The following is a 19,486-nucleotide window of genomic DNA, read 5'->3' as shown; positions in this document are numbered from 1 at the left end:
CCGTATGAGTAACGCCACTTCGAGTGGGGCGGTGGCGCGGGTGCGCGTTAGCCTCGCTGCTTATGAGTACGCATGCCGCCGACCCCCTGGCCGCCCTCGCCGCCCTGCCGGGCGTCCCGGAGGCGGTGGACTCCGTGCGCCAGGCCGTCGACCGGGTCTACGGGCACCGTGTGATGCGGCGCCGCAGCAACGAGATCTCCTCCGAGGCGGCGCTGCGCGGCGCGCGCGGTTCGGCGGCGCTCGCGGGCGCCGACTGGGCACTGGAGGAGGTCCGCAGGCGCAGCGACTTCAGCGCGGACCCCGAGGCCCGGACGGTCGGGGCGGCCCTGCGGCTCGGTGTCGAAGTCGGGCAGCTGCTCTCCATCTGGCGGCAGTCACCCCTGCGCGTGCTGGCGCGGCTGCACCTGGTGGCGGCGGGCGAGTCCGCCGACTCCGTGGGGCGCCCCAGGCAGCGGGGCGAGGCGGTGGACGAGCCGCTGATCGAGGCGCCGCTGCCGGACGCGGACGAGGTCGCCGCCCGGCTGGAGGGCCTCTCCGACCTGGTCGTCGCCGGCAGTGCCGCGCCCGCCCTGGTCACGGCGTCGGTCGTGCACGGGGAGCTGTTGGCCCTGCGGCCCTTCACCACCCACAGCGGCCTGGTGGCCCGGGCGGCCGAGCGCCTCGTGCTCGTCGGCAGCGGCCTCGACCCGAAGGCGATCTGCCCGGCCGAGGTGGGCCACGCCGAGCAGGGGCGCGCCGCGTACGTCGCCGCCTTCGAGGGCTACCTGTCCGGGACGCCGGAGGGCATGGGGCGCTGGATCTCCCACTGCGGGCGGGCGGTCGAACTCGGCGTCCGCGAGTCGACGGCGGTCTGCGAGGCCCTCCAGCGCGGCGCCGCCTGATCCGCGTCTTCTGCCCGGTCGCGTACGGAAGCCGCGTCAGCTGACGAGCCGCCGGACATCGGGTCCTGGCCGAGGCTGCGGCCGGGCCCGGTGTCGGGCCGGGTGCGGTCCTGGCGCCAGGTGTGATCCGCAGCCCGGGCGAGTTCTTGATCCGGGTCCCCATGAGGCCGTTTGGGGCCCCCGTACAGGGTTGCGGCGGTACCGGATCCGGTACCGCCGCTGGCACTTCCGCCGAGTTACCAAGCGTCCTCGAAATGTGCCCATCAGGCGGGGAACTCTGCCCTGCGCCTGGTGCGGCTGGCCCGTAATCGACGGGTCGACGTCGCGTGGGTGCTCGACTTCGGTGCGTTCGGTCCGTGGGGCCTTCTTGCTCAACAGGTGATCCTCTCGGATGCCTTGGTCTCGCGGGCCGTAACTCCTTTGTACTCCCGGGGAGTGAGATGCGAAAGCCCCGGCCGGCATTCTTTACTTTTGCCCTCAAATACGGGCAAGCCCGGTCGGTGTGGCCGTGATGGCCGCCGCTCTCGCCGACGCCGCCGAGGCCGGCCGCGGGATCGCCACCTGACGGCGCCGGCTCGCGTACCAGACGAGCCCGGCCGTCGCCGCGGCCGCGCCGATCGCCGCGGCCGCCACGAGAGCGGGGCGCGGCGGCATCCGGAAGGTCGGCAGCCGCTGCTTCAGGCGCACCGGACGGTTGAAGACGAGAACCGGCCATTCCCGCGCCACGGCCTCCCGGCGCAGCGCCCGGTCCGGGTTGACCGCGTGGGGGTGCCCCACGGCCTCCAGCATCGGCAAATCCGTCGCCGAGTCGCTGTACGCGTAGCACCGGGACAGGTCGTACCCCTCCGAGGCGGCCAGGTCCCGGACGGCCTCGGCCTTGGTGGGCCCGTACGCGTAGTACTCCACCTCTCCGGTGAAGCAGCCGTCCTCGCCGACGACCATCCGCGTGGCGACGACGCGGTCCGCGCCGAGCATCTCGCCGATCGGCTCCACCACCTCGGCGCCGGAGGTCGAGACGATCACCACGTCCCGGCCGGCGGCATGGTGCTCCTCGATGAGGGAAGCGGCCTCGTCGTAGATGATCGGGTCGATCAGCTCGTGCAGCGTCTCCGCCACCAGCTCCTTGACCTGCTGGACGTTCCATCCCTTGCAGAGCCTGGAGAGGTAGGAGCGCATGCGCTCCATCTGGTCGTGGTCGGCGCCGCCCGCGAGGAAGACGAACTGCGTGTACGCGGTGCGCAGCGCGGCACGGCGGTTGATCAGTCCGCCTTGGTAGAAGGACCTGCTGAAGGTCAGCGTCGACGACTTGGCAATGACCGTCTTGTCCAGGTCGAAGAAGGCTGCGGTGCGGGGCAAGGAGTGGTTTTCCACGAGCCCGAGCATAGGTGCCCGCCATTCGGCGTACGCTCGGGCGTGTGGGTTTGCCTGAGAAGGCTCTCGGGTACACCATGGAAGTCACGGATCGTTCGCGACCGTGCTACCCCGGTCCGGCTCCTCCCCCCCCGAGTCGGCCGGAGAAGACGACCCCCGCTCTCCCCCCCGGCGGGGGTCGTCGCATGTCCGGAGGGGTTTTCGCGCGTCGTCCCCTCGCGCCTGCGTCCATCTTCGCTCCCTTCGCCGTGCGGCACCGCCGCACCGAGCCGAGCCCTGTCCGTCACTCAGAGTAGTCGAATCGCTGCTCAGGGGAAGTCGCTGGTATGGGCTACCGGGATATTCACAAGCGGGGGCTTGTCCACAGTTTTCGAGCAAGATCCACATTATTTCCCGAAGCGCGCCACGGTGAATCCGACCGCGAAGCCGTGCCGGGTAATCAGCGATCTCCCGGCACGTTGGGCGCGGCATGCGAGCCGGCGCCGACGCGCGCCGGCCGACACCGCGGGCGAACGCGTGCGGGGCACGCCGGGACGCGGCGAGGACACGGCGCCGGACCGGCGCGGGCGAGAAACAGGGGGCGAAGAACATGACGGGACCCACGACACCCGATCAGGCGGCGACCGCCGCGGGGCGCCGGGCAGAGCCGCTGATCGTGACCGAGGACGCCGAACTCCTCGACGACCTGCTGAGACTGTGCGCCGCGGCCGGCGCCCAGGCGGAGGTGCACCACGGGCCGCCGGAACACAGAGCGGCGTGGGACGCCGCGCCCCTGGTCCTCGTCGGCGACGACGCGGCGGCACGCTGCCGGGGCACCGCTCGCCGGCGGGGAGTGCTCCTCGTCGGCCGGGACCAGGACGACCCGGACGTGTGGCGGAGGGCCGTGGAGATCGGGGCCGACTGCGTCCTGCGGCTGCCGGACGCGGAGGGCTGGCTCGTCGACCGGATCGCCGACGTCGTCGAGGGTGTCGGACGGCAGGCCCTGACCGTCGGAGTCATCGGCGGCCGGGGCGGCGCGGGGGCCTCCACACTGGCGTGCGCGCTGGCCGTCGCGGCGGCCCGGGGCGGGCACCGGACGATGCTCGTCGACGGCGACCCACTCGGCGGTGGGCTCGACGTCCTCCTCGGCGGCGAGCGCGAGGGCGGACTGCGATGGCCTGATTTCGCCGCCTCTCAAGGACGGGTCGCCGGAGCCGCGCTGGAGGAGTCGCTGCCGTCGCTGCACGGTCTGAGACTCCTCAGCTGGGACCGCGGGGACACCGTCGCGGTCCCTCCCGAAGCCATGCGCTCCGTCCTCGCGGCGGCGCGCCGACGCGGCGGTGTCGTGGTGGTCGATCTGCCCCGCCGGGTCGACGACGCCACGGTCGAGGCGCTCGCGCAGCTCGACATGGGCCTGCTCGTCGTCCCCGGTGAGCTGCGGGCCGTCGCCGCGGCCAAGCGGGTGGCGTCCATGGCCGGCATGGTCCTGGACGACCTGAGGCTGGTCGTGCGGGGCCCGTACGCCGCCGGGGTCGACGAGGCGTGGATCGCCCGCGTCCTCGGCCTGCCGCTCGCCGGTGAGCTGCCCGTCGAACCGCGCCTCCACACCTCACTGGACGACGGCGCCCCACCCGGTGACAGCGCTTCCGGCCCGCTTGGCCGGTTCTGCGCCGCCTTCTGGGAGCGTGCGCTCGCCACGGAGGCCAGGTCGTGACGGCGGGACTGCTGGACGCGGTGCGGCAGCGGTTGGCCACGAGCGGCACCGAACCCACACCGGCCGGGGTGGCGGCGGCGCTGCGGGCACAGGGCAGGCTCCTCGGCGACGCCCAGGTGCTGGGAGCCGCCGAGGAACTGCGCTGCGAACTGGTGGGCACGGGACCGCTCGAACCCCTGCTCGCCGACCCCGCCGTGACCGACGTGCTCGTATCCGCCCCGGACCGGGTGTGGGTGGACCGAGGCGACGGACTGGAACTCTCCGAGGTCTCCTTCTCCGACGCGGCCGCCGTGCGCCGGCTCGCCCAGCGTCTCGCGGCCGTCGCCGGACGACGGCTCGACGACGCCCGGCCCTGGGTCGACGCCCGGTTGCCGGACGGCACCCGCATGCACGCCGTGCTGCCGCCGGTCGCCGTCGGCTCCACCTGTCTGTCACTGCGCGCCGTACGGCCGCGCGCCTTCTCCCTCGCCGAGCTCACCCGCGCCGGGACGGTCCCGCCGGGCGGTGACCACCTGCTGCGGGCGCTGGTGGAGAACCGCGTGTCCTACCTCGTGAGCGGCGGGACGGGCACCGGCAACCCAGAGTCCGTGTAAGGACGCCTCTGCCCGTCGATCACCCGCAGTAGCCCAGGATGGCGCTCGCGCCATCCCCCTGTATGGCCCTGACCTGCACCGTTACCCGACTCGGAGTCCTGCTGTGGCGCACGGGAACGCCCGCCTTGGATTCCAAGGCGGGCGCTGCAAGTCGGCCAAACCCGTCACCGGGGCAGGCCGGGACGGGCGGCGATCATCTCGCGGGCTCGCGCGTCGGCGCGGGCTCGATGATTCGCTCGGGGCGGCGCAGCCATACCCGCTGGCCGCGGGCCGTCACCGTCAGCCCGAAGTCGCGGGCCTCGGGCGAGCCGAGGGCGACGTACTCCTCGTGCACGCGCTGGACCTCCTGCCACAGGCTCCGCACGCCGTACTCGTAGGCGTCTTCGCCGGTGACAGCAGTCGCCGCGCAGCCGGCCTCGTCCTGCAGCCATACCTGGGCGGCGTCACCGTCTCGGTTGGCGTGGACCATGCGTACACGCGGGAGCCGGGTGCCGGCATACAGGGCGAACCCGAGCGTCAGCAGTTCACGCGGGTCGACGGCCGCCGTGGTGGTCCGGCACGTCGTCGTGTCCACTGGCCTCGGGGCGGGCGCCCGGTGGGAGCGCATCGGCATGTACGAGGCGCCGCCCTGGAACCGGCCCGCCGCCGTGCCGGTGCCGTCCGCGACAAGCTGGACGACGGCGCCGCTCCAGAAGTCGCGGGCCATGGGGGCGACCAGGATTCCGGACGGGTGGAGCTGCTGCACCAGGGCGTGCGGGATGGTTCGCAGCGCGCACGTGGCGAGGATGCGGTCGAACGGGGCCTGGTCCGGCCAGCCCCATTCGCCGTCCGAGCATGCCAGGTTGGGCTGATAGCCCCGCGAACGGAGGACGGCGGCCGCGTGGTGAGCGAGGCCGGGGTCAACCTCGACGCTGTACACCGCGGAGTCGCCCAGGCGGTGGGAGAGCAGCGCGGCGACGTACCCGGACGCGGTGCCGATCTCCAGCACGCGGTTCCCGTCCTGGACGGACAGCAGTCGCAGCATGCGGGCGACCATGCTCGGCTGCGAGTTGGACGAGGTGGCGATGCCCGGGCCGTTCGGCTCGCCGTCGTCGAGCTGGATCACGACCGGCTCATCGGCGTGGATCAGGGCGAGCCGGTCGGCTTCGGCGGTGAGCGGCGTGCACGCGGTCGGGGTCTGCCGCCAGGCCAGGCGGGGGATGAACGGTGCGCGGGGGACGGCGTCCCAGACGGTGCGCCATGTCTCGTCGAGCAGGCCGCGCTCGTAGAGGTTCTCTACGAGCGCGGCGTGCCCGCCCAGGTGGGCGGCGCTCACATCAGCTCCCGTCGGTCTCGGTGTACTTCTGCGGGCCGGAGCCGTCGGGGGACGGCGGGGCCGGCGGATTCCACGGCTTGTCGGACGGCTCGCCGCCGTGCTTGCCGCCGTCGGCGTTCGTGGTGTCGCTCATCTGCATGCCTCCTGGATAGGTGGTGCCGGATGGGTGGCGGGGTGGTGGTGCCCGCCTGCTGCCGTCCCCGCCATGGTCGTGGGCAGCGGGCGGAGTTCAGCGGGTACGCCAGCGCTGGTTCTGGTGGGTGGCGAGGTCGTCATCGACGCGCGCGGCTGGTCCGGCCCTTGTGGCAGTGGCAGGTGCACGTGATGGTGAGCACCGGCCCGTACCGCTTCCCTCCAGGGCGCTGCACGTACACGTCCTGCGGGTGGCAGAACTCGTGCCCGCCCTCGCAGCAGTACGCCGACCGGCCGGTGTCCCGCTCCGCCGCGGGCGCGGTCACCGAGCGGCCTCGGCCGGCGCGGAGCTGCAGCAGCGGGGGCAGGTGCACGGCGGGAAGCCGGCGGTTGCCGGGACGCTGTCGGCGGGTGGCACCGCCTGCTCATTGCGGAGCGTGCGGCGGGTGCCGTCCGATGCAACGCGGTACACCTTGATCGTCATCACGGGAGGCTCCCGGTTCGGTCAGGCGGTAGGTACACAGACCGTAGGAAGGGCTTGTGCACGCACTCCAGCGATGTGCAGATCTGTGCGCAAGCTATGGCTCGCCCGGGTGGCGCCCTCGTTACCCTCTTGACCGCCGCACCGTATGGGTCGACGGTGGTGCACACATCTGCACAGCCCGAGGATGGAGCTTGGCATGCCACTAGAGTTCATCGGGATCGACCCCACGACCGGTCAGAGCGAGTCGCCCACCGCCTGGGTGGACACCGAGACCGCCGACATCGTGCTCCAGAGCTACACGGCAGACGAGGAGACCCGCGCCCTGTGCATCGAGAACACGGCGCCGGGCCACGACAAGCACATCCCGGATCACGAGACGGTGGTCCGCGTCCCCGCCCACATGGTGCCGATCTTGAGGGAGGCGTGTGATGCAGCCGAGCGAGCTCAGCTTCGCTGACCAACTTCGGGCCGCGCGGTGGTCCGCGGTCCACCTGGAGATGCGTGACCACTACAGCGTGAGCAACGAGGTCGACGACTTCCGCGCCTGGCAGCAGACCGGACGCCGTGACACCAGCACCGACTCCGCCTACTGGGCCTCGTGGGTGCAGCTCGTTCGAGACGCTGCCGCCCGCGGCGTAAGCGTCCGCCGCGCGCGGATCATCTCCGAGCCGGTGACGGAGTACATCCGGTACGAACACGCTGGGACTGTCGTCAACTTGCTGGCCGGCGAGCAGGTCCGGTGGCTCCCTCGCCGTCTCGCGTCGGATATCGCGCTACCAGGCAACGACTTCTGGCTCTTCGACGACCGCGTCGTCCGCTGGAATCATTTCACCGGAGACGGAGCATCCGCCGGCCAGGAGGTGTCCGAGGATCCCGCCGCGGCGAAGCTGTGCGCCGCTGCGTTCGAGGCTGTGTGGGCTCGCGGGGTGCCGCACGGCCAGTACGAGATCCGCTGACAGGTACACCAGGTAGGCCAGCTCATGCCCATCTCCCCGTCGTCCTCCGCCCAGGCGGCCCGTGAAGTCGTTGCCCGGCGGCTACGCGACCTCCGTAGGGAAGCGGGGCTGACGGTCACTGAGCTGGCCGAACGGTGCCACTGGCATCACGCCAAGACGTCGCGCATCGAGAACGCGCGGACGGCCCCATCAGCCGGAGACATTCGGCGCTGGTGCGAAGCGTGCCAGGTCCCCAGCCAGGCCGAAGGACTCATCGTTCAGTCCCTCAACGCCGAGTCGATGTACACCGAGTGGCGGCATCAGGTCCGCAACGGGCTCAAGCAACTACAGGACAGCCTGGTTGGCTTCTTCCGTCAGACCGAGTTGTTCCGTGTGTACTCGTCCACCCTGGTGCCCGGGTTGCTCCAGACGGAGGGCTATGCGGCCGCGCTGCTGCGCACGGTGGCTGATCTGCGGGAAGTGCCCGAGGACGACAGTGCCGATGCTGCCCGCGCCAGGGTCGAGCGCTCACGCATCATCCACGAACCGGGGCATCGGTTCGTGCTCCTCATCGAGGAAACGGTGCTCTACCACCAGGTCGCCGACGGCGACGCGATGGCGGCTCAGCTGGGATTTCTCCTGGCTGCCGGCGCGCTTCCGGCGGTCTCGCTCGGGATCATCCCGATGGCCACCCGAGCCCGCAGGCAGTGGCCGCGCGAGACGTTCCACGTGTATGACGACGCGCTGGTGTCCGTCGAGCTGGTATCGGCGCAGGTGAAGATCACCCAACCCGGCGAGATCGCTCTATACCTCCAGGTGTTCGAGCAGCTACGGAGTATGGCGGTGTACGGCGCCGAGGCACGAGCGCTCATCGTCAAGGCCATCGACGCGCTGGGCTGAAGAACGAGGAAGGCGCCCCCTGCCCGGCCCGTAGGCCAGACAGGGGGCGCGCTCGTCACACTCCAGTTCGGTTGTACTCGTCCACGCGGTCAGGTGGCGCCGGCGGCTCCAGCCCGTGCGTCCGCATCTGCCCCGTCAGCTCCGACACGTACCCGGCGAACGAGCGGACGAGCAAGGTGAGGCTGTCCACCCGCCGCTCCGACCGCTCCACCCGCCGCTCCAGTCCTTCCCGGATCTCCTTGAACGCGGCGAGGTCTGCCTGCCGCTGCGCTGGCTCCGCCGCCACCTGGGCCTGATACCGCTGCGCCTCTGCCGTCGTCCGCGCCGCGGTACGCGTCGCCCGCGCCGCGAACAGCCCGCTCGCCACCAGGGCCACGGCGCCGAGCACCGACCCGGCGATGGCTGCCACCACCCCCCACGCACCGCTCATGTGCCACGCTCCTTGCGAGGGTGGGGCACCGAGTGCTCCGGCACCGTGCTCGCCCACAGGATCATCCCGACGTGGCTCGTGGCGAACCAGCCGAAGAGGGCCAGGCCGCGCGGGTAGTCGCCGACGAAGGCGCCCCACAGGAACGCGGATCCCCACACGAACGGCGGGACGAGCCCGGCGATGAATCCCCATCTGTCCTGCCCGATCCGCACCCACGCCGAGACGAACGTGATCGAGCCGCAGACGATCCACAGCACTGCCCAGCAGCGGATGTCCGCCCACTGGGTGAGCAGGCCGAGACCGCTGGGATCCGGCTCGGGGTGGGTGACGTACCCGAGCCCGAAGAAGACCTTGCCGGCGCCGAGGAGGGCGAGCGGCCTGCCGCGGCGGCCCAGCCGCTTGCCGAGCCACCGGGCCGCCCGGCACCGCATCAGACCCCAGACAGCGGTGTACGGCCGGTGGGGGTCTCCGTGACGCCGGGCCCGGACGGGCCGACACCGGCGGTCGCCACGGCGGTCAGCAGCGCGAGGACCGCGGCCAGCCCGCCGACGCCCGCCGCCTGGCCCCAGTCCACATCGAGGATGCCGAGCTGGTCCGCGCCGACGGCGCCGAGCACGGCCTGCGCGAAGGTGCGCACCATCCGCTCCGCGGTGGCCTTCCAGAAAGCTGAGGTGGTCATGTGGTTCTCCGATCAGGTGAGAGGGTCACTCGGCGAGACGCGCGGCGAGCTTCTCCGCGACCAGCTCGGCGATTCGATTGGCGAGGGACGGCGAGCTGGCCACCTTGTCGGCCAGCGCCGCGACGTGGGCGTCCGTCAGCTCCGGCGTGGAAACCTCGGCGATGCGGGCCTTCAGCTCCTGCACCCCGGCGACCGCTGCGGCGGCCCCGGTCGCGGCGTCCCGCAGCACCTGCCACGCGTCACCGCGCTCCAGCTGCCCGGCGTACTGCCACGGCGCGACGCGCCGGTCCCGGTGCAGCTCGGCGAGCATGCGGGCCTGCTCAGGGGTCATGTCGTCCTCCTCGGTGGACGTGGTGGCGCCGGCGCGGCGCACGATCTCGGGGAACAGCTCCGTACGGAACTGCTGAATGCGGGCCGCACCCGGGCAGGCGGTCCCGCCCACCGACCACGCCGCGTGCAGGGAGTGGTAGCCGAACCCGGGGTCGGACGCGCTCCGGCAGATCCGCAGCGGGATCGCGTGCCGCTGGTGCAGCCACACGCCCAGGCGGGCGAGCTGCTCGAGCTGGGCGTCCCTCCACGAGTCGGTGTGCTTGAGGTTCGACGCCGTCTCGATCGACACCGCCCCGGTGCCGTCCGGCCGCCGGTTTGCCTGGTAGTTCGCGTCGGCGCGGGTCTCAGTGCCGATGTACTGGGCCAGATCGCCCTCGTACCCGAGGCCGAAATGGCTGTCCAGGCTCGAATCGTCGCGCCAGTACTCGTACATCCGCCGCGCCGTCCACGGCGCGGCGATGCTGTGCAGGATGAACTGCGTCGGCCGGATCGCCGGCTGCGCGTCCGACTCCGGCTGCAACTCCATCCGGGTCGCGCCCGGGTACCAAGCCATCACGCCTCCATCAGGGGTTCTTGACGATCCACACGGGCCCCCCGGACTCCACCGCAGCGAACTCGCCGGGGACGGAGTGGTAGCCGATCGCGTACCGGCCGCGTTCCGGCGCCCAGGCGCGGTATGCCTGCGCCGCGCAGCGCGCCATCCGCAGCGCCTGGGCCCGGATGTCGGCCGCGACGACGTACTCGACGGCGCCGGGCGCGGTCGGGCCCTGCGCCCGGCGCACCGCCCACCGGGCATCAGTGAGGGTGCCGTCTAGGACCAGGCCGCGCAGCGCCCGCCCGAGCGCGGCGTGGTTCGGGTCGCTGTCGCCCCACCAGGTCGTATAGAAGCCGGCGTCCGGGTACAGCGCGTGGTACCAGAGGATCAGCTCCCGGGCCCGCTCCTCGCTGATCTCGGTCTGGCGCCACTCGGCGGTGAGGTGGATGTCGTCGGGGTGGACGCCGAGGGCGACGCAGCTGTCGACGAACTCCGCGTCCCGGCCGGCGACGAAGTCCTCCGTGGTGAGCGGTGCGTACCGCTCGTGGCCGGGGGCCGGGTAGTGCCAGGACGCCGGCCACCAGCCGTTGGCGCGGGTTCCGTTCAGGGCCGCGTGGACGGTGCTGCTGGCGCCGTCGCTGGCCAGCACGGCCACGACGTGGCGGCCGGCGAGAACGTGGTGGGCGATGATCAGCCACATCCACAGGAGTTCGTCGTCGGCGTGGGGGATGAGGAAGACGACCGGGCGGCCGGTCGGGGCCGCCGGTATCGGGGAGGTCGCCGGTACGGGGGTGCTCAACAGGGTGCTCCAGGGCATGGAGAAGCCCCGGGCCGGACGGCGCGGGGCAGGGGCGTGGGGCAGGTCTAGGGCTGCTCGGAGACGATGATCAGTAGCGAGGTGAACACCTGGAAGGTGCCGGACCCCGAGGCCGCGCTGAGGGCGCCTTGCAGCTTGATCGTGTGCGACCCGGCCGCGGCGAGCGTTCCCTTGGCCAGGGCCGCGACGGTGTCGCGGTCGAGCGCGTTCATCTGGTGGATGGCCAGGTCCTCTTCGGCGACGCCGTCGGTGACGATCCGGCCTAGCATCCTGTTGGATGCCGCTGTTGTGCCGACGGCGCAGTCGAACGTGGCGAACACGCCGTACTCGGCGCCCGCCGCGGTGGTGGTGAACGTGTAGCTGGCGCCGAGGATGTCCTCGTAGACGGTGTCGGTCTTGGTGCGGGCCGTGGTCGCCCTCGCGAAGTACATCTGCGGCCGCAGCCGGGCCAGCTCGTCCGCGGTGACCTTCCGGCCGGCCAGGATCGGCATGGGGGAGTCCTCTCTACGGGATGGGGCGCAGCGCCCGGTCGAGCACCACGGCGGTGCCGGCCGCGTGTGCCTTGGTCAGGCCGTTGACGCCGCGGACCACGGTGAACGTCTGGCTGGACGTGGTGCCGGTGCAGGCGGTGACCTGCATGACCTCTCCGCCCGCGCGGATCAGGAAAGGGAAGTCGCCCGGGTAGGTCGCGCTGTCGATCCAGCGGCGGTTGCCGGTCGTGGTCACCGGTACCGACGTGGCGGACGCGGTGATGGCGCCGGACAGCTGCGAGCCGCCGGTGTCGGCCCGCCCGGCGTCGGCGTCCCCGACCACGCCCACCTGCCACGGCCCGGCGGGGGCGCAGGTCATCTCCAGGTCCCAGGTGTACCGGCCGATCGTCTCGGTGTAGCCGTAGGCGAGCAGGTCGATCGTGTCCGGCGGCAGCCAGGGGGGCGGGTGGGAGATGGTCAGCCGCCCGCCGACGTCGAGGGCGGCGGCCTGGTCGATGAGGTGCGGCGCGCCGTGGAGGGCGACCCGCACGGTCGGATAGCGGGCCTCGTCCCACGTGCCCAGGTGCAGGCGCCATTCGGCGAGCCGCTGGGCCTGCGCGTCGTTGGCCAAGCTGAGCTCGATCTCCTCGTCGTACAGGCCCACTCCGCCTTGCTCGGGCGGCAGCGTGGACAGGGGGCCGGCCTCGAGGACCGCTTGCCCCCAGGACCCGCCGCGGCGCTTCACCACAATGTCGTTGCGGATCTTCTGGTCGTCCTCCGTCGGCTCCAGGGGCGGGGCGACTTCGCGGCCGGCGGCGTAGTCCAGGGCGAGGGCGACGCGTTGGTTGTAGAAGCTGCTGCGGTCGCGGTAGACCAGGCCCAGCCGTGAGCGGTCTTCGTAGAGCAGGCCGCCGTCGGTGGCCGCGGCGTCGTCGAGGAGGTCCAGCAGGGTGTCCGGCCGCTGGGGGCCCATCGCTTCGGCGGCGCGCGTGGAGTCCCCTTTGACCCAGCGCAAGGTGACCGTGCCGGACTCCTCGGTGGTCAGCCGGGCGAGCCGGCTGATCGCGGTCTCCCCGGTGAAACCGTGGTCGGCGCTGTTGAAGGCGGTCGTGTTGGCTGTCGGGAAGACCGCGATGTGGCCGATCCCCATGCCGTCGGCGCCGGCCGCGTAAGCGTCGGGCGGGCCCACCACGTCGGTGAGGCGGCCGACGCTGCCCGCGTAGCTACTGCTGATCGAACCGCCCGTCGAACCGACCCTGATCCACCGGCTCCGCCAGTCGACGTTGGCCCCGTTCTGCTCGGCGTAGAGCTGCCAGCGCACCCAGCCGCCGAACACGTCGCTGCCCAAGGCGACATTCAGGTTGATGAGGAGGGTCCCGTCGATCGCGTAGCCCTCGATCGTCGCCTGGCCGCTCTGGAGGTACAGGTACCAGCGGCGGACCGTGCCGGTGCCCCAGGCGCCCAGGATGCACGTCCGGGATGCCGGCGCGGAGGGCAGCCGGTAGACGAATTCGAGGTGCCACTGCGCACTGGTCGCGTCCGGCGCCCGCACGCTGCCGTTGAGGCGCGTGCCGGCGGACACCGTGGGCAGGGCCTCGGATCCGGGCAAGGAATCCTCGGACGCGAAGTCCATGCCCAGCGTGTACAGCGGGGCGCCGCCGGTGAGGGCGGACGCCGCGGTGGTGGCGCCGTCGGCGTCCTCCAGCGGCCAGTACGCCAGCGGGTTGTAGGCGGGGATCCGGCGGCGGAGCGTGGAGGAGAGGGCTTTGCGGCCCTGCCCGAGGCGCCGCAGGACGCCGGCCGCTTCGATGGAGACGTACACGTCCTGTCCGGAGGTGTCCCAGCGGGTCGGCCAGGCCGCTATCTCGCCCACGAAGCGGACGTGCTGGTTGGTGATCGACCCGCCGCCGCCCACGGTCCACGTCCGTCCGGCCCCGTCGGCGAACGAGGTGGTGCCCGGGGCCTGGACGGTGAAATCCGGGCTGGCCACGGCCGCGCCGTCGATCCCTGAGCGGACCTCGGCGGCGTGGATCTTCCGGCCGATCAGGTCGAAGTTCACCCCGGCCATGTCGCCGACCTCCAGCGGCGCCGTCGAGGCGTACAGGCTGATCGTGCCGCTGCGGGTCTCGCTGTCCAGCAGCGTCCACGGGCCGGCGATGGTGTCGGCGGTGTACCAGGTGACGGTGTGCCCGCCGGCGCCGTTGTCGACGTCGAGGGTCACGCGGATTGCGCCCCGCTGGGTGCCGATGAACGGCACGGGGTCCGACTGCCAGAAGTGGAAGTCGGACCCGGTGGTGGAGTGGGTGAACTCGATCCGCCCGTCGTTGACCAGCAGCACGCGCCACGAGCGCTGGTTGCCGGCCGTGGCGTACTTGCCGATGAGCTCCATCGCGGCGTTGGCCCACGGGCCGCCCGCCCATGTCTCCGGGGTGAGCTCGATGCGCACGTCCAGGTCCCCGACGATGTCGAGGGAGGCGTGGTCGGGGGTGGAGGCTCGGCCGGTCGTGCCGGGCGGGACGTCGAGCCAGCTGCTCGGCCCGCCGACCGTGATCCGGATCGGCGTGTTGCGGCCGATCTTCCCGTAGTACGGGGAGCGGGGGTTGCGCGGGCTGTACCGGCCCAACCGGTTGTTCAGCGTGAGCGAGGCTTTGCCGGCGTCGACCCGGACCCCCTCGTCCCCGCGCCCGCGCGTGATGGTGATCGGATCCCGCTCGTAGGCGTCGCTGGTGATGTCCGTCCAGCCGTCGCCGACCACGTAGATCCAGGTACGACGGTCCAGGGGGAAAACCACGAGCCTGCCTCCTTACCGGCCTGCCTGGCCGAACGCGGTCTGCACGGACCCGCGGCCATCGACGCGGACGATGTTCTGGATCGCCTTCTTGAACGCCGCGTCGGCGCGGCCCCAGTCGAACCACACCCGCACCTCCCCGCGGACCTCTCCGGCGGGGATGGGGCGGGTGACGCCGGGGACGTCGACCAGGTGGCGCATCGTGGCGTCGACCTCGGCCCGCCCGCTCTCCACGCCCTGGGCGATGCCGGCGGGGATCCACCGGCCGACTTCGCGCGCCATCACCCGCGACGGGGACGCGATGCCCAGGGCCCGCTTGATGGCGGTCTGCATGCTCTTGGCGATGGCCAGCATCTGCTTTTCGATGGCTTTCTGCTGCGAGGCCAGGCCACTGACCAGGCCGCGCGCCGCCTCGATGCCGGCCCCGTACATCGCTTCCCCGGCCACCCCGCCGGCCCGCCCGGCCGCCGTGACGAGCTGCGACTGGGCGGAGTTGATGGCGGTGATCTGGCTCTTGGACGCGGCCGCCAGCGCGGCCGCCGCGGAGGAGCCCTGCTCGACACCGGCCTGGGCGATCTGCGCGATCAGGTCCGCCCGGACGCCGCGCTTGCGCAGCGCCGCCAAGTCGGAGGCGAATTTGCGGGCCTGCTCCAGCTTCTGCAGGAGCCCGGAGAGGATGCCGCTGGCGGTGACCGGCCCGCCGTCGGCCTGCGCGGTGATGTTCGCCGCGTCGAGGATGCCCTTGCGGATCGTCGCGGCCAGCTCATCGCGCGCCTTGATCTGGTCGGCCAGCGACTTGGTCGCGGCCTTCATCCGCGCGGCCAGGCCCTCCTCCCGCGCGGCCAGGCGCAGGAGTTCGCGGGTGCCAGCGCCGACGGTGGCCAGCGCCCGGGTGCGCTTCTTGCCCGGGGCGAGGGCGTCGCGGACGATGTCGGCGAGCCGGGTGGCCGCCGTCTTCACCTGCTTCGACGAACCGGTCAGGCCCTCCATCAGGCCGCGGGCGATCCACCGGCCCTGTGCCGCGGTAACGCGGGAGGGCGAGTGGATGCCCAGCGCGCTGGCGATCGGCCCGGGAACGACGCTCTTGGCCCAGCTGGAGATGTTGCTGCGCAGCCAGCCGCCCATGCCCTGGATGCCGCGCCACAGGCCCATGACGACGTCCCGGCCCGCGTTGTAGAGCAAGCTGCCGAGGTTGCCGATCGCCGAGCGGATCCGGCCCGGCAGGCCCCGCACGAACCCGACGAACTGGGCGGCCTTCTGCGCCACGCCCGTCTTCATCCGGTCCCAGTGCTGCAGCATCCAGCGGACGAGCGGGAGGCTCTTGATGTAGCCGAGGATCAGCGCGCCGATGGCGCGGATCTTCGCCCACATCGCCCCCCACGCCTCCGACGTGAACCTCTTGATCTTGTCCCAGTTGAGGACGATGAACGCGACGAGGCCGATGACCGCGGCGATGACCCAGCCGATCGGGCCCATCGCGATGAACCACTGGGCGGCCATGATGGCGGCCCAGGCGATGGCTCGCGCCGCCATGAGAGCAAACTGGGCGACGGAGACGGCGGCCGCGCGGACGACGTTGGCGATCCACGTCCCGATCGAGACGAGCGCGCTGCCCGTCCAGGCGAGCGCGGTGCGCGCGGCGGAGGCCATCGCGGCCGCGGCGATACGGGCGTAGGCCATCAGGCCCACGCCCATCATCCGCAGCCAGCCCCCGATGGCCTTCCCCACCGACGAGTCCATGAAGTCATGGGCGCCCTTCACGATCGCGGCGCCGGCGGCGTAGGCCATCATCGCGCCCTTCACCGCGGCGAGCGTGGTGATCAGCGCGGTGAGCACGGGGGTGGGAGTGCTGCTGATGACCCGCCCGAGTCCTTCGGCCAGCAGGATCGTGGCGCCGAGCAGAGGCGCGATGGCCTTGATGACGGCGAGCACCGCGCTCGCGAGGACTCCGAGGGTTTCGGCGCCGTCGCGTGCTGAGTTCAGGAACCGCGTGAACCCCTCCGAGCCCTTGAGGCTGGTCGCCCAGTCGGCGAACGCCCCGGTCATCTTCACCAGGCCGCCGGTCATGCCGGACGAGGCGGGGGTGAACGCGGCCAGTAGGCCGCCGAAGCCCACCGCGAGGTTCTTGATGACGGTCAGGAAGCGTTCCAGCGCGGGGCCGGACGCGGCCGCCATGTCCGCCGCCCACTGCTTGAACTTCGCTCCCTCCACGCCCTTGGCGACCTTGTCGAGGAACCCCCCGAACGCCTCGGCCGCGGCCTTCACGAAGGGCGTGAGCATCGGCAACAGCTTGCGGAGGATCCCGATGCCCTTGGTGAACACCGGCATCGTGCTGCTGGCCAGCGAGTCGGACCACGCGGAGTGGTCGTCCTTCAGGCCGGCCAGGGCCTTGGACATCTCCCGGGTCGCCGGGGGCATCCCGGACAGCTGCTCCTTGTAGAGGCTGTCGGCCTCGGTGGCGCGCTTGGTCGCCGCCTCCGCCTCGCGCAGCGCGGCCTTGTAGGCGTCGCCGCCCTGGGCGGCGAGCTTCTGTGCGGCCGCCTTCTTCCGGGTCGCCTCCGCGTGCGCGTCCTCGGCCTTCTCGGCGGCCGCGCTGGCCTCGGTGACGGCCTCCATCTGCGGTCCGGCGGCGAGCTGGAAGGCTTTCGCGGCGATACCGGCGGACGCGAAGGCGGCCGCCAGGCCCATCACACCGGCCGTGACACCGGCGACGACGGGCGCCCCGACACCGAGCCCGGCCACCGCCTTGCCCAGACTGGTCAGCGTCGCCTTGGCCTTCTCCGCCCCGGCCTGCAGCCGGTCGGTGTCGATGCCCAGACGGACCGACATGGACGCCAGGGTGCTCACGGCTCACCCCCGATCGTCGTGGTGTTAGGTGGACGGCGTGCGGACGGTGCCGCCCATCGCGACGTTGGCCGCCATGGCCGCCTGGAACAGCTGCTCAGGGGTCTTCGGCGCTCGGTCCCAGCGCGGTAGGAAGTCGCTGATGGGCAGCGGCCGCTTGCGCTGCATGTTGACGACGGCGGCCGCGATGATCGCGGCGTGGACGTCGCCGCGGCGCGGCCCGAGCGGGCCGGCCAGCTTCTCGTAGGCGGCCCACTCGGTGAGTTCGCGGGAGGTGGTGCGGGCGAGTAGCTCGCTCACGGGCATGCCGAGGTGCCCGGCCAGACGGAAGTAGAAGGCTCGTTCTGGCCGGGCCCTCAGTTTCCCGTGATCTCCTCGATGTCCTTGTCGGACAGCCCGGACAGGCGCATGGCCACGTCGCAGACCCGCTCCAGCGCGGCCGCCGACTTCTCGCCCAGCCGCCTGGTCTCGGCGTCGGAGCGGAACATGCGCTTGCCGTCGGGGCCGACGATGGACGCGGCGGCCATGCGGGCCCGGAAGCCCGCGAGCTTGTCGGCGGACACCGACGTGCCGTTCATCATCGACGCCTCGATGCGGTCCCGCTCGGTGCCCGACAGGGCGCGCACCCGCACGGTGCCGCCCCACTCGGGGACCGGTACGTCCTCGGCCGTCAGGTCGTCCGCGCCGAGGATCTGCTCGGCGGACAGGTAGGTCGTCGTCATCGTGGTCCTCTCAGGCGCCGGTGGTGATGGTGGGCTTGCCCGACACCTTGAAGGTCAGGGACGCGGCCAGCTTGTCGTCGTGCGGGGCCTCGGGCGCGAAGCCCGTCAGGATCGCGGCGAACGCCCAGCTGCCCAGGCTGCCGGGCCACACGACCTTGTAGTTGCGCGGCTCGGTGTCGTTGAAGTCGCCGACCAGGACGTCGTGTTCGCGGGGGTCGTAGTTGATGTCGATGGAGACCTCGCCGCCGTCCTTCAGCCCGCCGATGTACTCCATCCACCCGTCCGGCGAGTCGTGGGCGGTGACGTCGTGGGTGTTGCGCTCCAGCGCCGGCGGGGTGATGTCGGTGACGGAAGCGATGGCGGTGAACACCTCGCTCCCGCCGCCGTCTCCACGCTGCAGCTGCGTGCCGAATGCGTCCAGTCCAGCCATGGCCGGTCCTCCTGTGTCAGTGCTTGGTGAGCCAGACCCGGTACGACACGTTGATGTGGCGGATCTCGGGGTCGGGGTCGCGGATCAGTAGGTGCTCGCTGTGGGCGATCGACACGTCGCGGAAGCCGGCCACGGTCAGGGGCTGGCGGTCCAGGGCGTCATCGAGGGCGGCGAGGATCTGCGCGGCCTGCTTGAAGCCGCGGTACTTCGACCAGACGTGCAGCACCAGCCGGGCCTCCAGGCCGCGCTGGTTGTGCGCGTCGTCCGCCGTCTCGGTGATCGAGCCGATCGTGACGTAGGGGTGGGCGGCCGCTTCCGGCACGTGGTCGTACACGCCGGTGACCAGCGCCATCAGCGGGGCGTGCGCGGTGAGCTTGGCGTACACGGCCTGCTGCAGCGGCCACAGCGCGGCCGTCATCCGCCGCCGCCCAGGCGCCGGCGGACCGCGGCCCGGTAGGTGCGGGTCACCTGCGGCCGCGCCTCGTCGAAGGCGGGGATGAGGTAGGGCTGGTCGGACATGGAGGAGGTGCCCTTCTCCACGTGCAGGGAGTACTCCAGCTGGTCGTCCTGCCACACACCGACCTCCGCGCGCCCGTAGGTGTCGTTCACGCGCTGCTCGATCGCGTCGTGCAGCTGCCCGGTGTCGCGCGGCACGCGCGCCTTGGCGCCCTCCTCGACTGCGCCGGCCCACTCCTGCAGCGTCTCGGTGCGGGCTTCGCGCATCGCCTGGGGGATACGGCCGACCGCGCGCAGGGCCCGGTCCAGGCCCTCAAGCCGTGCTCGCTGTGCCACGGGTCCTCCTTCGGTCAGGGCAGCTGCAGGACCGCGACGGTGACGGAGGTGACGCCGTCGTAGGAGATCGCGGCGCGGCCGTCCGGCCCGCGGTAGACGGACCGCAGGGGGATGAACGCTTCGTCGCCGGCGTCGATGACCTGGGAGGCGTCGGCGACGGCCAGGCCGCCGACGGTGCCGGGCGTGGCGATGGTGACGGTGTGCGGCGACGCGTCGCCGTTCTTGACGTGGAGCACGATGTCGTTGCCGATGGGTGCGGTGTCGCCGCCGCCGGCGGCCGCGGCGTAGGTGGGCTGCAGCCCGCCCAGGGTCATGCGCTGTGCGGACAGATCCGCCATGGTCGTC

The 19,486-nt window shown here is 72.1% G+C and carries 23 protein-coding genes and 1 pseudogene; 6 read left to right on the top strand and 18 right to left on the bottom strand.

The window, feature by feature from the left end:
• Positions 1 to 62 precede the first annotated feature (62 nt).
• The gene (locus LPA54_RS20145; RefSeq protein WP_228979758.1) at positions 63 to 881 is read left to right on the top strand and encodes an oxidoreductase; all 819 of its coding nucleotides are present in this window, start codon (positions 63 to 65) and stop codon (positions 879 to 881) included.
• Between the two features lie 477 nt (positions 882 to 1,358).
• Here the strand turns inward: LPA54_RS20145 and LPA54_RS20140 are convergent, their stop codons facing one another.
• Complete coding sequence (locus tag LPA54_RS20140) at positions 1,359 to 2,264, bottom strand: HAD family phosphatase (RefSeq protein ID WP_228979755.1); 906 nt, start codon at positions 2,262 to 2,264, stop codon at positions 1,359 to 1,361.
• A gap of 577 nt (positions 2,265 to 2,841) precedes the next feature.
• Here LPA54_RS20140 and ssd point away from each other — a divergent pair.
• Complete coding sequence (gene ssd, locus LPA54_RS20135) at positions 2,842 to 3,945, top strand: septum site-determining protein Ssd (RefSeq protein WP_228979752.1); 1,104 nt, start codon at positions 2,842 to 2,844, stop codon at positions 3,943 to 3,945.
• Positions 3,942 to 4,514: pseudogene (locus LPA54_RS20130) on the top strand (ATPase, T2SS/T4P/T4SS family); the annotation flags it as partial. The gene ssd and the pseudogene LPA54_RS20130, both read left to right, overlap by 4 nt.
• Positions 4,515 to 4,731: 217 nt before the next feature.
• On the opposite strand, the gene LPA54_RS20125 reads toward LPA54_RS20130, so the two are convergent.
• The 3 genes from LPA54_RS20125 to LPA54_RS20120 all read right to left on the bottom strand — a co-directional run bounded on the left by LPA54_RS20125 (position 4,732) and on the right by LPA54_RS20120 (position 6,359).
• A complete protein-coding gene (locus LPA54_RS20125) occupies positions 4,732 to 5,853 on the bottom strand; it encodes a methyltransferase (protein ID WP_228979749.1) in 1,122 nt (373 codons plus the stop codon).
• A 1-nt stretch (position 5,854) separates the two neighbouring features.
• Positions 5,855 to 5,986, bottom strand: a complete 132-nt coding sequence (locus LPA54_RS42365) for a hypothetical protein (RefSeq protein ID WP_267487361.1) — start codon at positions 5,984 to 5,986, stop codon at positions 5,855 to 5,857.
• Between the two features lie 139 nt (positions 5,987 to 6,125).
• Positions 6,126 to 6,359, bottom strand: a complete 234-nt coding sequence (locus tag LPA54_RS20120; protein WP_228979747.1) for a hypothetical protein — start codon at positions 6,357 to 6,359, stop codon at positions 6,126 to 6,128.
• A 306-nt stretch (positions 6,360 to 6,665) separates the two neighbouring features.
• Here LPA54_RS20120 and LPA54_RS20115 point away from each other — a divergent pair, with 306 nt between their 5' ends.
• The 3 genes from LPA54_RS20115 to LPA54_RS20105 are packed head-to-tail and all read left to right on the top strand — an operon-like array spanning position 6,666 to position 8,304.
• Positions 6,666 to 6,926 carry a hypothetical protein gene (locus LPA54_RS20115; protein WP_228979745.1) on the top strand — a complete coding sequence of 87 codons (261 nt, stop codon included), beginning with the start codon at positions 6,666 to 6,668 and terminating at the stop codon, positions 6,924 to 6,926.
• Positions 6,898 to 7,425, top strand: a complete 528-nt coding sequence (locus tag LPA54_RS20110) for a DUF6879 family protein (protein ID WP_228979743.1) — start codon at positions 6,898 to 6,900, stop codon at positions 7,423 to 7,425. The genes LPA54_RS20115 and LPA54_RS20110 overlap by 29 nt, the downstream gene beginning before the upstream one ends.
• Positions 7,426 to 7,449: 24 nt before the next feature.
• Positions 7,450 to 8,304 carry a helix-turn-helix transcriptional regulator gene (locus tag LPA54_RS20105; RefSeq protein ID WP_228979741.1) on the top strand — a complete coding sequence of 285 codons (855 nt, stop codon included), beginning with the start codon at positions 7,450 to 7,452 and terminating at the stop codon, positions 8,302 to 8,304.
• A gap of 55 nt (positions 8,305 to 8,359) precedes the next feature.
• On the opposite strand, the gene LPA54_RS20100 is transcribed toward LPA54_RS20105, so the two are convergent.
• From LPA54_RS20100 to LPA54_RS20035, 14 genes are all read right to left on the bottom strand, one after another.
• Positions 8,360 to 8,734 (bottom strand): hypothetical protein, encoded by a 375-nt coding sequence (locus LPA54_RS20100; RefSeq protein ID WP_228979739.1) that lies wholly within the window; start codon positions 8,732 to 8,734, stop codon positions 8,360 to 8,362.
• A complete protein-coding gene (locus LPA54_RS20095; RefSeq protein ID WP_228979737.1) occupies positions 8,731 to 9,165 on the bottom strand; it encodes a hypothetical protein in 435 nt (144 codons plus the stop codon). The genes LPA54_RS20100 and LPA54_RS20095 overlap by 4 nt, the downstream gene beginning before the upstream one ends.
• A complete protein-coding gene (locus LPA54_RS20090; RefSeq protein WP_228979735.1) occupies positions 9,165 to 9,413 on the bottom strand; it encodes a holin in 249 nt (82 codons plus the stop codon). Before LPA54_RS20090 ends, LPA54_RS20095 begins: the two co-directional genes overlap by 1 nt.
• Before the next feature lie 25 nt (positions 9,414 to 9,438).
• Positions 9,439 to 10,296: an N-acetylmuramoyl-L-alanine amidase gene (locus LPA54_RS20085; protein WP_228979732.1), complete on the bottom strand. Its 858-nt coding sequence runs from the start codon at positions 10,294 to 10,296 to the stop codon at positions 9,439 to 9,441.
• A 10-nt stretch (positions 10,297 to 10,306) separates the two neighbouring features.
• The gene (locus LPA54_RS20080; RefSeq protein ID WP_228979729.1) at positions 10,307 to 11,077 is read right to left on the bottom strand and encodes a PIG-L family deacetylase; all 771 of its coding nucleotides are present in this window, start codon (positions 11,075 to 11,077) and stop codon (positions 10,307 to 10,309) included.
• 65 nt (positions 11,078 to 11,142) lie between these two features.
• Positions 11,143 to 11,586, bottom strand: a complete 444-nt coding sequence (locus tag LPA54_RS20075; protein WP_228979727.1) for a hypothetical protein — start codon at positions 11,584 to 11,586, stop codon at positions 11,143 to 11,145.
• A gap of 13 nt (positions 11,587 to 11,599) precedes the next feature.
• A complete protein-coding gene (locus LPA54_RS20070) occupies positions 11,600 to 14,356 on the bottom strand; it encodes a hypothetical protein (RefSeq protein ID WP_228979725.1) in 2,757 nt (918 codons plus the stop codon).
• 12 nt (positions 14,357 to 14,368) lie between these two features.
• Positions 14,369 to 17,182, bottom strand: a complete 2,814-nt coding sequence (locus LPA54_RS20065) for a hypothetical protein (RefSeq protein ID WP_228979723.1) — start codon at positions 17,180 to 17,182, stop codon at positions 14,369 to 14,371.
• 42 nt (positions 17,183 to 17,224) lie between these two features.
• Positions 17,225 to 17,497: a hypothetical protein gene (locus LPA54_RS20060; RefSeq protein WP_228979721.1), complete on the bottom strand. Its 273-nt coding sequence runs from the start codon at positions 17,495 to 17,497 to the stop codon at positions 17,225 to 17,227.
• A 56-nt stretch (positions 17,498 to 17,553) separates the two neighbouring features.
• Positions 17,554 to 17,919 (bottom strand): hypothetical protein, encoded by a 366-nt coding sequence (locus LPA54_RS20055; RefSeq protein ID WP_228979720.1) that lies wholly within the window; start codon positions 17,917 to 17,919, stop codon positions 17,554 to 17,556.
• A gap of 10 nt (positions 17,920 to 17,929) precedes the next feature.
• Entirely contained in the window at positions 17,930 to 18,349 is a 420-nt protein-coding gene (locus tag LPA54_RS20050; RefSeq protein ID WP_228979719.1) for a phage tail tube protein, read from the bottom strand.
• A gap of 16 nt (positions 18,350 to 18,365) precedes the next feature.
• Positions 18,366 to 18,767: a DUF3168 domain-containing protein gene (locus LPA54_RS20045; RefSeq protein ID WP_228979718.1), complete on the bottom strand. Its 402-nt coding sequence runs from the start codon at positions 18,765 to 18,767 to the stop codon at positions 18,366 to 18,368.
• Positions 18,764 to 19,141 (bottom strand): HK97-gp10 family putative phage morphogenesis protein, encoded by a 378-nt coding sequence (locus LPA54_RS20040; protein WP_228979717.1) that lies wholly within the window; start codon positions 19,139 to 19,141, stop codon positions 18,764 to 18,766. Before LPA54_RS20040 ends, LPA54_RS20045 begins: the two co-directional genes overlap by 4 nt.
• Before the next feature lie 14 nt (positions 19,142 to 19,155).
• A complete protein-coding gene (locus tag LPA54_RS20035; RefSeq protein ID WP_228979716.1) occupies positions 19,156 to 19,479 on the bottom strand; it encodes a hypothetical protein in 324 nt (107 codons plus the stop codon).
• Positions 19,480 to 19,486 lie beyond the last annotated feature (7 nt).

Origin of the sequence: Streptomyces sp. DH12, assembly GCF_020873895.1 — a bacterium.
Taxonomy (GTDB): Bacteria; Actinomycetota; Actinomycetes; order Streptomycetales; family Streptomycetaceae; genus Streptomyces.
The sequence above is the reverse complement of the archived record's forward strand: the minus strand, read 5'-3'. Positions and strand labels throughout refer to the sequence as shown.